This is a genomic window from Kineococcus sp. NBC_00420 (assembly GCF_036021035.1).
Classification (GTDB): Bacteria; Actinomycetota; Actinomycetes; order Actinomycetales; family Kineococcaceae; genus Kineococcus.
In genome coordinates, this window is sequence record NZ_CP107930.1 from 3,581,420 (window position 1) to 3,594,084 (window position 12,665).

A 12,665-nucleotide genomic window follows, 5' to 3' on the forward strand; every position below is an offset into this window, starting at 1 on the left:
CTGGGGGTGGCGTGGCGTCCCATAGGGTCGCGGAATGCGTTTGGGCGTTCTCGACGTGGGCTCCAACACGGTCCACCTCCTCGTGGTCGACGCCCACCCGGGGGCACAGCCCCTGGCGGCGAACTCGATGCGTCGGCTGCTGCGGCTGGCCGAGCACCTGACCCCCGAGGGGGCGATCGACGACCCGGGGATCAGCGCGCTCACCGACGCCGTGGCGGCGGCCTCCGCCGCGGCCGAGGACGCCGGGGTGGAGGAGTTCCTGGCCTTCGCGACGAGCGCGGTGCGCGAGGCCGTCAACGGCGAGGCCGTCCTGGACCACGTCGAGGCGGTCACCGGGATCCGGCTGCAGGTCCTGCCGGGCACGGCCGAGGCCGACCTGACCTTCCTCGCCGTCCGCCGCTGGTTCGGCTGGTCGGCCGGGCGGCTGCTGGTGCTGGACATCGGCGGCGGCTCCCTGGAGATCGCCGCGGGCCTCGACGAGGCGCCCGACGTCTCCTTCTCGCTGCCGCTGGGAGCCGGGCGCCTCACCCGCGACCTCCTCGCCGGTGACCCGCCGGGCCCGTCGGAGGTCCGCGACGCCCGCCGGTACGTCCGTCGCCAGATCGCCTCCCGCGTGCGCGACGTCACCCGCGCCGGCGTCCCCGACCGCGTCGTCGTGACGAGCAAGACCTTCCGCAGCCTGGCCCGGTTGTGCGGGGCCGCGCCCAGCGGCGAGGGGCCGGTGGTGCGCCGGGAGCTGCGCCTGGCCGACCTGTCGCCGTGGATCCCGCGGCTGGCGGAGATGCGGGTGAAGCAGCGGGTCGAGCTGGCCGGCGTCAGCGCGGAACGGGCCCCGCAGGTCCTGGCCGGGGCGCTGGTCGCCGAGGCGGCCTTCGAGCTGCTCGGGGTCGAGCAGGCGCTGGTCTGCCCGTGGGCGCTGCGCGAGGGGATCATCCTGCGCCGCCTCGACGCGATCGCGGCCGCCGGCGGGGTGGGCGACCGTTCCACCGTGGCGGCGTTCTAGCGTGGCGCGCGTGAGCGATCTCGATCCCGGACACGTCCCCGTCGGCCTGTCGACGTCCTGCTCCTACCCGGAGTCCACGACGGCGGCCTTCGAGATCGCCTCCCGGCTGGGCTACGACGGCGTCGAGGTGATGGTCTGGACCGACCCGGTGAGCCAGGACGCGGCCGCGCTGCGCCGCCTCGTGGAGCACTACGAGGTGCCGGTGCTCTCGATCCACGCGCCGACGCTGCTGCTGACCCAGGGCATCTGGGGTGGTGGCGGTCCGTGGGGCAAGCTCGAGAAGAGCTGCGAGCTGGCGGCCGAGCTGGGGGCCGGCACCGTCGTCGTGCACCCGCCGTTCCGCTGGCAGCGCGAGTACGCGACGGGGTTCGTCGCCGGGATCGAGGCGCTGGAGGACCGGACGGGGATCACCCTCGCCGTGGAGAACATGTTCCCCTGGCGGGCCCGGGGACGGGAGATCACCGCCTACGCCCCGAGCTGGGACCCCACCGCGATGGGTTACCGCAACCTCACCCTCGACTACAGCCACGCGGCGACGTCGGGCCAGGACTGCCTGGAGCTGACGAAGGACTTCGGCGAGCGCCTCGCCCACGTCCACCTCTGCGACGGGACGGGGTCGGCCAAGGACGAGCACCTGGTGCCCGGGGACGGGACGCAGCCCGTCGCGGCGGCGCTGGCCGAGCTGGCGCGCACCGGGTTCCGGGGACAGGTGGTGGCCGAGGTGAACACCCGCCGGGCGCGGGGACGGGCCGCGCGCGAACGTGCCCTGGCCCGCACGCTCGAGTTCGCCCGGACGAACCTGGCCCGCACCCCCGAGGTGACGGCGTGACGCTCGCACTGGTCGGGGCCGGGGTGATGGGGCAGACCCTGCTCGGGGGGCTGCTGCGCGCGGGCCGCGACCCGGGGAGCGTCCTGGTCGTGGACCGCCGGGCGGGCCGGGCGAAGGAGCTGCACGAACGGTTCGGGGTCCGCGTCGTGGACGACGTCAGCGCGGTCGCGGGCGCCTCGACGGTCCTGCTCGCGGTGAAGCCGCAGGACCTGCTGAGCCTGCTGGACTCCATCGCCGGCCACCTCGCGCCGGACGCGCTGGTCGTCTCGCTCGCGGCCGGGGTGACGACGGCGGCCATCGAGGCGCGGTTGGCGGCGGGCACGGCGGTGGTGCGGGTCATGCCGAACACGCCGTCGCTGGTGGACGAGGGGATGGCCGGGATCGCGGGCGGGTCCGCCTGCGGTGACGAGCAGCTCGCCGAGGCCGAGGACCTGCTGCGCTCCTGCGGGCGGACCGTCGTGCTGGCCGAGAAGCACCTGGACGCCGTGACCGCGTTGAGCGGTTCGGGCCCCGCCTACGTGTTCTACGTCGTGGAGGCGATGGTCGAGGCCGGGGTGCTGCTGGGGCTGCCGCGCGCGACGGCGACGGAGCTCGTCGTGCAGACGGTCGTGGGTGCGGGCGCGATGCTGCGGGAGACGGGTCAGCACCCGACCGTCCTGCGCGAGCAGGTCACCTCGCCCGCGGGCACGACGGCCGCGGCCCTGCGGCAGCTGGACGACTCCGGGGTCCGGGCCGCGCTGGTCTCGGCCGTGGAGGCGGCCGCGGCCCGTTCGAGGCAGTTGTCGGGCCAGTGACCCCGGGGAACGAGGGGCCCGAGCGGGTCCAGGTCGTCTGGGACCCGGCCTTCAACCGCTACGACTTCGGCCGCTGGCACCCGATGGCGCCCGTCCGCCTGGACCTGACGGCGAGGTTGTGCCGCGAGTTCGGCCTCTTCGACCGGCCGGGGGTGCAGGTCGTGACCGCCGAACCGGCCGACGACGACCTCCTCACCAGCGTCCACGACCCGGCCTACGTCGCCGCGGTGAAGGCCGCCTCGGCCGACCCGCGGCAGGCGCAGGAGGTCTTCGGGCTCGGCACCGAGGACGACCCGGCCTTCCCCGGCATGCACGAGGCCGCGGCCCGGATCGTCGGGGGGTCCGTCGACCTCGGCCGGGCGCTCGTCGCCGGTCGCACGCTGCACGGCGTGAACTTCTGCGGGGGCATGCACCACGCGAAACCGGGCTGCGCCAGCGGGTTCTGCGTCTACAACGACGCGGCCGCCGCCATCGTGGCGATGCTGCGCGACGGGGCGGAGCGGGTGGTCTACGTCGACCTCGACTGCCACCACGGCGACGGCACCGAGCAGGTGTTCTGGGACGACCCGCGGGTCCTCACGATCAGCGTCCACGAGTCCGGCACGACGCTGTTCCCGGGGACGGGCTTCGCCGACGAGCTCGGTGGCCCGCAGGCCCTGGGCGGGGCGGTGAACCTGGCCCTGCCGGCCCGCACGGCCGACGCGGGGTGGTTGCGGGCCGTGCACGCGGTGGTCCCGCAGCTGGTCTCGGCCTTCGCGCCCGACGTGCTGGTGACCCAGCACGGCTGCGACACCCACAGCCTGGACCCGCTGGGGCACCTCGACGTCTCCCTCGACGCGCAGCGGGTCGCCGCCGCGTCGATGCACCGCCTCGCCCACGACGCCGCGAGCGGTCGCTGGCTGGCCCTGGGCGGGGGCGGCTACGAGGTCGTCGACGTCGTGCCGCGCACGTGGGCGCACCTGGTGGCGGAGGCCTCCGGGGAGCCGCTGGACCCGGCGGCGCGGGTACCGGCGGGGTGGCTCGCGCACGTGCGCGAGGTGTTCGGCCGGGACGCCCCCACGGTGATGACGGACGATGAGCCCGGGACGTTCACGGGGTGGGAGTCGGGGTACGACCCGGACGACCCGGTGGACCGCGCGATCCTCGCGACTCGTCGTGCGGCCTTCCCGTTGCACGGTCTGGACCCCGAGTTCGACTGAGTCGAGAATTTTTTACGGAGCGTAATCCCTGCTCACGGGCTGTTCAGGTCACGCTGAGTGACTCTCTGAGCACGCAGATCTTCCACCCACGTCACACCTGCCCCTACAGTGGTCACAGAACGCGCCCCCACCGGGCCGTCCGCGGGGGACAGCGCGCCGATGGCGCGCGAACTGAAGGGTGCTGTGGGGATGCCTGAGGATCGCCCGCTGTCCGAGGTCCGGTTCCTGACCGTCGCCGAGGTCGCGTCGATGATGCGCGTGTCGAAGATGACGGTGTACCGGTTGGTGCACAACGGAGAGCTGCCCGCGGTGCGGGTCGGCCGCTCCTTCCGGGTGCCCGAGGCCGCCGTCCACGAGTACCTGCGACAGTCCTACATCGACACCGCCTGACCCTCGGGGACCTCGGGGGTGACGCGCCGGGCGATCGCGGCCGGTTCGACCGCTAGACTCGACGACGGTCTGCTGCGCGAGCGGCACAGCTTTGTGATGGACCGTCGTCGGGGTCGGCACGCGCCTGCCCCGGGGACAATCAGCACCAGCCGACATCGAAGTGAGCGAGGACCCCTTGGGCTCTGTCATCAAGAAGCGTCGCAAGCGCATGGCGAAGAAGAAGCACCGCAAGTTGCTTCGCCGCACGCGTCACCAGCGTCGCAACAAGAAGTGATCCACGCGGAGGGCGGGTTCACCGGATTCCCCGGGAACCCGCCCTTCGTGCGTTCCGGGGCACCTTCGTCGCTCCGGGTCACCGCTGGTCGCTCTGCGTGCTGTTCGTTCGGGCCGATCCGGTGAAGGCATCGCCCAGATGCCGATCGGGGCCCTCCTCCAGGGACGCCCGGGCGACCGCCCTCCTTAGACTTCGAGGGCCCGCCGGGCAGCGGCACCCGCCGCCGAGTCGAGGAGTCGGATGACCCCGGGAGTGACGAGCACGCCCAGCACCACGAGTTCTTCCGGGCGCGACGACGTTCCCAGCGGTCTCCAGCGCATCCTCCGCATCTCGGCCTCCCTGGTCGGGACCCAGGCGGTCACCAGCGTCCTCGGGCTCCTCTTCTGGGCCATCGCCTCCCGCGGGTTCACCCGGGACCAGTTCGGCGTCGCGAACGCCGCCATCTCGGCCATGGGACTGCTCGGCGCCCTCGGGACCCTGGGTCTGGGCACCCTGCTCATCTCGTTGCTCCCGCGGACCGAGCAGGGCGTCCGCCGTGTCACCGTGCGCACCGCGCTGGCCGTCTCCGCCGCGGCCGGGACGCTGCTGGCCGTCGTGGTCCCCGTCGTGGCCATCCACGTCCTGCGACTGGACAACCTCAGCCCCCTCGCCGGTTCCCCCGGGCACGCCACCCTCTTCGCCGTCGGGACCGGCCTCGCCGCCGTCGTCCTCGTGCTGGACCAGGCCGTCCTCGTCATCGGCTCGGGCAACCTCCAGCTCGAACGCAACGTGATCGCCAGCGCGACCAAGGTCGTCGTCCTGCTCGGCCTGGCCGCGGCCGGCGCCACCGACGGGATGGCGGTCTTCGCCGCCTGGGCCGTGGGAACGGTGGTCTCGCTGCCGTTCGTGGCGCACCGCACCCGCGGTGGCCGCGCGCTGCAGCAGCACCCCCGCCTGGTCGACCTGTCCTCGATGCGCGGGCTCGGCCGGCGCGCGCTGAGCCACCACGCGCTCAACACGACGCTGCAGAGCCCGTTGATGCTGCTGCCCGTCATCGTCACCGCCGCCGTCTCGGCCGACGCCAACGCCCCCTTCGGGGCCGCGCTCCAGCTCACCGGCTTCGTCTTCGCCCTGCCCTACGCCCTGTCCGTGGGGCTCTTCGCCGCCGCGGAGGGCGACGACGGCGAGGTCCTGCGACGGATGCGGGTCACCCTGCCGCTGGGCCTCGGGGTCAGCGTGGCCGCCAACCTCGCGCTCTTCCCGCTGGCGCCCTACGTGCTGCGGATCTTCGGGGACACCTACGCCGCGGACGGCTCGAACGTGCTCCGCATCCTCGTCCTCGCCGGTCTGCCGTTCGTGATCAAGGACCACTTCGTCGCCCTGCGCCGCGTGCAGGGCCGGACCGGGGACGCGACCCTGGTCCTGGTCGTCTTCACCGTCGCCGAGCTGGCCGCGGCCCTCGTCGGGGCGCACGTCGGCGGGGTGGTCGGCCTCAGCGCGGCGTGGGTCGGGGTGCTGATCGTCGAGGCGCTGCTGCTCGCCGTCCCGCTGCTGGCGGCCCGGCGCCGCTTCGTGGCCCAGGAAGCAGCCCAGGAACGTGCGGGAGGAACAGCAGAGGAAGCAGTCGAGAAGGTGGACCCGGACGTGGTGCAGAACCAGACCCTGGAGCAGGACGCGGTGGACGAGCGGACGGCGCAGGCCCGGTCGGTCGCGGCCGTGGTCGAACCCGTCCCCGCCCGCCGCGGGTCCCGGGGGCTCGGCCCGGCCCTGCTCGCCACCGCCCTCGGGCTGCTCGCGATGTCCCTCGCCGCCGCCCGGGCCCGCAGCACCGGCGACGACGGGGCCGCGACCCAGCTGCTCTGGGAGGCCGGGCTGGTGCTCCTGGTCGGGCCGGCCGCCCTGCTGGCGATGTGGCCGCGCACCAGCGGCTCGGTGCGGGTCTGGACGGCCGTCACCGCCGCCGCCGCCCTGCAGCTGAGCCGGGTCGTGCTCTACCCCGACCGGTTCATGTTCCACGACGAGCTGCTGCACGCGAACCTGCTCCGCCAGATCTCCGACACCGGGCAGTTGTTCGGGCTGAACCCGCTGCTGCCCATCACGGCGTACTACCCCGGTCTGGAGGTCGCGACCGACGGCGTCGCCGACCTGACCGGCCTCTCCGCGCACACCAGCTCCGTCGTACTGCTGCTGGCCGCCAGGGTCGTGCTCAGCCTGGGCATCGCGGCCGTCGTCGTCCGCCTCACCCGCTCGCACCGGGCCGGGGCCGTCGCCGTCGTGGTCTACGCCTGCAACCCGCAGATGCTGTTCTTCAACTCCCAGTTCAGCTACCAGACCCTCGCGCTGCCGCTCGCCGTCCTCACCGTCGCCCTGTTCGCCTCCCGGCACCGCGGGTCGGGGCGCGGGTCGTGGCGCGGGCTGGTGCTGCCGCTGGCCGCGTTCGCCGCGGTCACCACCACCCACCACGTCACCGCGGCGCTGCTGCTGGTGGCCTTCGCCGTCTGGACGCTGGTCGAGCTCCTCGTGGCGCGCTCCGCCCGCCGCGGCGGGGACACCGCGCGGCGCAGCGAGGCCGGCGCGCTGGCCGTGACCACGGTCTTCGGCCTCGCCTGCTTCACCGCCACCCTGCTGAACCCGGGCAACACCCTCGGCAGCTACCTGGGCTCCATCGTCACCAGTTCCTCCACCGACCTCGGTGCCCTCTTCGAGGGGAAGCAGACCAAGGCCCTCTTCGCCAACACCGCGGGCGTGGGTCCCGCCTGGTGGGAGCAGCTGCTGCTCATCGGCGGCCTGGGGATCACGCTGCTGGCGCTGCTGCCCTCGCTGTGGGCCGCGCGGGCGTGGGTCCGGACCCGGGTCTCGCTGGCCGTCGTCCTCGTCCTCACGGCCGTGCTCTGGCCCGTCGTCCCCGGCGGCCACGTGGCCCGGGCCACCTCCGAGGTCGGCGACCGCGCCGCGGGCTTCGTCTTCCTCGGCGTCGCCTTCGTGGTGGCCTGGTGGCTCGTGCGGCGTCCCGCGACCCGACGCGTCGCCGGGATCTTCGGCGTCGCGGCGACGGTGACGTTCCTCGGTGGTGTGGTCCTGGGGTCGGGGACGGTCAGCTCCCAGCTGCCCGGGCCGTTCCTCGTCTCCGCCGACGCCCGCAGCGCCGACGCCGACAACCTCGCCGCGGCGCAGTGGCTGGGGCGGACGCTGCCACCGGAGACCCGGGTCTACGCCGACCGGGTGTCCGGTCTGCTCGCGGCCGCCGACGGCGGCATGTTCACCGTGCGCCACATCAGCACCGACATCGACGCCTCCCGCCTCCTCCTCGACCCGGAGTTCAGCCAGAAGGACGTCGACCTCGTCCGCGAGGCCGGCATCCGCTACCTCGTGGTCGACCGGCGCGACGCCAACGGGCTGCCCAACCAGGGCGTCTACGTCGAGAGCGGCGAGTTCGGCGGCGACGGGCGCACCACGCCCGTCCCGCTGGCCGCGCTGGAGAAGTTCGACGACGTCCCCGGCGTCGACCGCATCTACGACAACGGCTCCATCGCCGTCTACGACCTCTCGGAGCTGGGCCAGTGAGCACCACGTCCCCGCGGACGCGCCCGGTCGGGGCCACCCCCCTGCTCGTGGGCGCGGCCGTCCTCGTCGTCGCGGCCGTCGTCGCCGTCCTGCTCGACGGCCCGACCTGGCTGCGCAGCGCCCTGGTCCTGGCGGCCACGGTCGCCACCGCGACGCAGCTCGTCCGCCGGGGGTGGCGCCGTTCCACCCTCGACCGCGTCCTCACCGCGGTGGGCGGGGTCCTCGTCGTCCTCGTGCTCGTGGGGATGGTGCTGGGCGTGAGCGGGATCGGCCTGCGGGCCGGCACCTGGGCCGTGGGCCTGGGGGCGCTCGCGCTCCTCGGCCTCCTCGGCAGCGCGCTCGCCCCGGTGCGGGAGCGCGAAGCCTCCGTCGAGGCGGCTCCGGTGGCCGAGGGCTCCCTGCGCCGGGCGGTCCTGCGCACCTCGCCGTGGGTGCTCGCCGCCGTCGCCGTCACCGTCGTGGCCCTCGTCGTCGCCGTGCGCAGCGTGGACGAGAACTCGACGTCGCCCGTCCAGATGTCCCTCGTGTCGCTGGACGGCGCCCAGGCCGTGGTCGAGGTCTCCTCCGAGGAGGCCGCCGGCCCGCTGGAACTGCGCACCGACCCGGGTGACGGTTCCGCCGTCACCTACCCGCTGTTCTCCGTCCCCGAAGGAGGAACCGTGCGGACCACCGTCGTCGTGCCGGTCCAGGGCAAGGTCGTCGTCACCGTCAGCAACCCCGGACAGGTGCAGCCGCTGCGCACCCTGGTCGTGAACCGGTGACCGCGCGGAACGGGCGACCCCGGGTCCTGCACGTCGTCCAGCGCTACTTCCCCGAGATGGGTGGGCTGGAGACCCACGTCGCCGAGATCACCCGCGGGCTCGCGGCGACGGGGGAGTTCGACCTGACCGTCCTCGCCACCGACCGCAGCGGCGGGCTGGCCCGCCACGACGTCGTCAACGGCATCCCCGTGCTCCGGCGCCGGTCCTGGCCGCGGGAGGGCGACCTCTACCTCTCGCCCGGGCTGGCGCTGCCCGTCCTGCGGGGGCACTGGGACCTCGTGCACGTGCAGGGCGTCAACACCCTCGCACCGCCCGTGGGCATGCTCTCGGCGATCGCGGCCCGGACCCCCTTCGTCCTCACCTTCCACAGCGGCGGGCACTCCTCCTCCGTGCGGACCGCCGGCCGCGGCGTGCAGTACCGGGTCCTGGCCCCGCTGCTGCGGCGGGCCCGCCGGCTCATCGCCGTCAGCCGGTTCGAGCGCTCGGCCTTCGCCGCGGTGACCGGTCTCCCCGAGTCCCGCTTCAGCGTCATCCCCAACGGGGGCGCGCTGCCGCCGTCGCCCGTCGCGGTCGCGCCGGTCGAGGGCCGCATCGTGACCAGCGGGCGCCTGGAGCGCTACAAGGGTCACCAGCGGGTCATCGAGGCCCTGCCGCTGGTCCGCGCGCAGGTCCCGCAGGCCCACGTGGTCGTCCTCGGCAGCGGTCCCTACGAGCAGGAGCTGCGGCGCGGGGCCGAACGCGCCGGCGTCGCGGACCACGTGGAGTTCCGGGCGCTGCCGCCCGCGGACCGGACCGCGATGGCGGGCGAGCTCGCCCGCGCCGGGGTGATGGCGGCGATGTCGGACTACGAGGCGCACCCGGTGGGGGTCATGGAGGCGGTGACCCTCGGGCTGCCGGTCGTGGGCAGCGACGTGGCCGGCATCGGGGACCTCGTCGAGGACGGCCTGGTCGTCGGGGTCGCACCCGACGCCGACGCGGCGACCCTGGCCGCGGCGCTCAGCACCCAGCTGCTGGCCACCCGGGCCCGCGGGGCGGTCCCGCACGTCCCGCGGCCGGTGGAGCTGCCGACGTGGGAGACGAGCGTCGCGGCGACCGCCGAGGTCTACCGCACGGTGCTGGGCGGGGGTTCCTGGTGAGCCGCCCGACCCGGGTCGTCCACGTCATCACGACCCTCACCACCGGCGGCGCCGAACGGCAGCTGGAGCTGCTGGTCGAGCGTTCGGGCGCGCAGTCCCGGACGCTCTGCCTCTACGAGGGCGGCCCCGTGGCGGACGCGATGCGCCGGCGGGGACACCACGTCGACGTGCTGGGCATGGCGGGCTGGCGCAAACCGCTCGCGATCGCGCGGCTGGCCCGCGAGCTGCGCCGGCTGCGCCCCGACGTCGTGCACGTCCACCTGCTCGCCGCGCAGCTCTGGGGCATCCCGGCGGCCCGCCTGGCCGGGGTCCCCGTCGTGGTCTCCAGCGAGCACTCGCTGATGGCGGACTCGATCGAGGGCCGCCCGCTCACCGCCTGGCTGCGGCGCGTCTACACCGGCCTCGAGGCCCTCACCGACCACACCGTCGCGGTCTCGGCCACCACCGCGGACCGCCTGGTCGCGTGGGGCGTGGCGCGGAGCCGCATCTCGGTGATCGACAACGGGATCGACCTCGACGCCGTCCGCCCCCGGGCGGGCGACCGCGAGCGCGTGCGGGCCGAGCTGGGAGTGCCGGAGGGCAGCACGGCGGTCGTCGTCGTCGGCCGCCTGGACCCCGTCAAGCGCGTCGACGAGGTCCTGCGGGCGCTCGCGCCCCGGCTGCTCGCCGGCGGGCACGTCCTGCTGGTCGCCGGGGCGGGGTCGTTGCGTCCCGGGCTGGAGTCCCTCGCGGGGGAGCTGGGGATCGCCCCCGCGGTCCGCTGGCTGGGCGCGCGGGACGACGTCCCGGCCGTGCTCGCCGCCGCGGACGTCCTGCTCAGCGCCTCGCGCGACGAGACCTTCGGCCTCGCCGTCCTGGAGGCCGTCGCGGGCGGACTGCCCTCGGTCTTCGTGCAGTGCCCGGCGCTCGAGGAGCTCGGGACGCTGCCCGAGGGGGTGGCCCGCGCCGGCGGCGGCGGCCCCGAGGCGCTCAGCGCGGCGCTGGACGACCTGACCGCCCGTGGGCTGCACCGCCGCCCCGCCCCGGCCGCGGTGGTCGAGCGCTACGACGCCCGGCGCACGGCGGCGGCGGTGGACGCGCTGTACGCGGACCAGCTGGCCCACGACCGGCACTCCTCCCGCCACGCTCACTGACCGCACGGGCTGACCGGGCCGTACAGATCGGCGCTCCCCCCGCCGATGGGGAGGGGTGCGCCGACTCCGACCCACGACCCCGCGACCCCCGCTGCTGCGCGGTCTCGTCCTGGCGGCCCTCGCGGCCCTGCTCGCGGTCGGGTCGGCGGTGGTGGGCCTGCCCGGGAGCAGCCCCGCGGCCGCGGCCGCTCAGACGACGGGCTTCGTCCAGCGCGACGGTTCCCGGCTGACGCTGAACGGCGCGACGTTCCGCTTCTCCGGGACCAACGTCTACTGGCTCGGCCTCGACGACAACGTCCGCGACGCCACGGGACAGCCGACCGTCCCGTCCCGCTTCCGCATCGACGACGCCTTCCGGGCGGCCCAGGCCACCGGCGGCACCGTCGTGCGCACCTGGGGCGGGCTCGTCGGCTGCGCGCGCTGCATCGAACCCCGTCCGGGCGTCTTCCAGGACTCCGCCTTCGACTCCATCGACTACGCCGTGGCCTCGGCCGCCCGGCACGGGCAGCGCCTCGTGGTCACCCTGGTGGACAACTGGGACTACTACCACGGCAGCAAGCTCACCTACACGGGATGGCGCGGGCTGCCCGAGTCCGCCTTCTTCTCCGACCCCGGGGTCATCGCCGACTACCAGGCCTACATCTCGCACTTCGTGCAGCACGTGAACCCCTACACGGGGCTCGCCTACCGCGACGACCCGACGATCATGGCCTGGGAGACCGGCAACGAGATGTGGTGCCAGACCTGTTCGGGCAACTACTGGGACGGCTCCTGGACCCGGGCGATCGCCGACCACCTGAAGTCCGTGGCCCCGCGCCAGCTCGTCGTCGACGGGCACGGCACCGACCCCGGCTGCCGGACGGACTGCCTGCACGCCCCGAGCCTGGACATCGCCTCGGTCGACGTCGTCGACGACCACTTCTACCCGATGCAGCTGGACCGGGTGCGCTCGGCGGCTGCGACGGCCGCCGCCCACGGCAAGGCCTACCTCGTCGGTGAGTACGACTGGAACAACCACCGCGGCGGTTCCGGCCTGCAGGACTTCCTCGACACCGTCCGCCTCTCCGGAGCGGTCGGCGCGCTGACCTGGTCGGTCGTGCCGCACGCCGACACCGCCGGGTTCGTCGACCACGACGACGGTTTCCAGTACTTCTTCCCCGGTCGCGACGACGACGAGCGGGCGCGGACGGGCACGCTGCGCGCGTTCGCCGCGAAGGTGTCCGGTGCGGCGGCCTCCGACGTGGCCCCCCCGGCGCCGTGCGGGCTGGCCCAGGTGACGACGGGGACCGGCACGGGGCTGCGCTGGCGGGGTGCGGCGCCCGCCGTGCGCTACGTCGTGCAGCGGCGCGCGGCCGGGTCCACCGCCGGCTGGCAGAACCTCACCTGGCAGGTGCGCGACCAGGCGGTCCTCCCCGCCGGCGGTGCGCTGTGGGTGGACACCACCGCCGCCGGGAGGCGTTCGGAGTACCGCGTCGCCGGGATCTCGCTGCGGGGGACGCGAGGCCCCTGGTCCGCGGCCGTGCCGTCGGGGGTCACGACCGCCTGCGGTTCCTGAGCGGTGCCACCCGCGTCCGCGCGACCCCCGCGGATGCAGGACGATGGA

General features: G+C 74.7%; 11 protein-coding genes. All 11 read left to right on the forward strand.

Annotated features, from left to right (window positions below; translation table 11 throughout):
• Nucleotides 1-34 precede the first annotated feature (34 nt).
• The 11 genes from OG218_RS17630 to OG218_RS17680 all read left to right on the forward strand — a co-directional run bounded on the left by OG218_RS17630 (nucleotide 35) and on the right by OG218_RS17680 (nucleotide 12,617).
• Nucleotides 35-1,003 carry a Ppx/GppA phosphatase family protein gene (locus OG218_RS17630; RefSeq protein WP_328294538.1) on the forward strand — a complete coding sequence of 323 codons (969 nt, stop codon included), beginning with the start codon at nucleotides 35-37 and terminating at the stop codon, nucleotides 1,001-1,003.
• A gap of 1 nt (nucleotide 1,004) precedes the next feature.
• A complete protein-coding gene (locus OG218_RS17635) occupies nucleotides 1,005-1,832 on the forward strand; it encodes a sugar phosphate isomerase/epimerase family protein (protein WP_442906399.1) in 828 nt (275 codons plus the stop codon).
• Nucleotides 1,833-1,858: 26 nt separating this feature from the next.
• Nucleotides 1,859-2,626: a pyrroline-5-carboxylate reductase gene (proC, locus tag OG218_RS17640; RefSeq protein WP_442906522.1), complete on the forward strand. Its 768-nt coding sequence runs from the start codon at nucleotides 1,859-1,861 to the stop codon at nucleotides 2,624-2,626.
• An 83-nt stretch (nucleotides 2,627-2,709) separates the two neighbouring features.
• Nucleotides 2,710-3,825 carry an acetoin utilization protein AcuC gene (locus OG218_RS17645; protein ID WP_442906523.1) on the forward strand — a complete coding sequence of 372 codons (1,116 nt, stop codon included), beginning with the start codon at nucleotides 2,710-2,712 and terminating at the stop codon, nucleotides 3,823-3,825.
• Nucleotides 3,826-4,014: 189 nt separating this feature from the next.
• Nucleotides 4,015-4,215 carry a helix-turn-helix domain-containing protein gene (locus OG218_RS17650; protein WP_328294542.1) on the forward strand — a complete coding sequence of 67 codons (201 nt, stop codon included), beginning with the start codon at nucleotides 4,015-4,017 and terminating at the stop codon, nucleotides 4,213-4,215.
• A 175-nt stretch (nucleotides 4,216-4,390) separates the two neighbouring features.
• On the forward strand, nucleotides 4,391-4,489 hold the full coding sequence (locus OG218_RS17655) for a 30S ribosomal protein bS22 (protein ID WP_012085056.1): 99 nt from the start codon (nucleotides 4,391-4,393) through the stop codon (nucleotides 4,487-4,489).
• A gap of 240 nt (nucleotides 4,490-4,729) precedes the next feature.
• The gene (locus tag OG218_RS17660) at nucleotides 4,730-8,032 is read left to right on the forward strand and encodes a DUF6541 family protein (protein WP_328294543.1); all 3,303 of its coding nucleotides are present in this window, start codon (nucleotides 4,730-4,732) and stop codon (nucleotides 8,030-8,032) included.
• Nucleotides 8,029-8,793: a hypothetical protein gene (locus tag OG218_RS17665; protein ID WP_328294544.1), complete on the forward strand. Its 765-nt coding sequence runs from the start codon at nucleotides 8,029-8,031 to the stop codon at nucleotides 8,791-8,793. Before OG218_RS17660 ends, OG218_RS17665 begins: the two co-directional genes overlap by 4 nt.
• Nucleotides 8,790-9,929 carry a glycosyltransferase family 4 protein gene (locus tag OG218_RS17670; protein WP_328294545.1) on the forward strand — a complete coding sequence of 380 codons (1,140 nt, stop codon included), beginning with the start codon at nucleotides 8,790-8,792 and terminating at the stop codon, nucleotides 9,927-9,929. The genes OG218_RS17665 and OG218_RS17670 overlap by 4 nt, the downstream gene beginning before the upstream one ends.
• The gene (locus tag OG218_RS17675; RefSeq protein ID WP_328294546.1) at nucleotides 9,926-11,062 is read left to right on the forward strand and encodes a glycosyltransferase; all 1,137 of its coding nucleotides are present in this window, start codon (nucleotides 9,926-9,928) and stop codon (nucleotides 11,060-11,062) included. The genes OG218_RS17670 and OG218_RS17675 overlap by 4 nt, the downstream gene beginning before the upstream one ends.
• A 55-nt stretch (nucleotides 11,063-11,117) precedes the next feature.
• Complete coding sequence (locus tag OG218_RS17680; protein ID WP_328294547.1) at nucleotides 11,118-12,617, forward strand: hypothetical protein; 1,500 nt, start codon at nucleotides 11,118-11,120, stop codon at nucleotides 12,615-12,617.
• Nucleotides 12,618-12,665: the final 48 nt, after the last annotated feature.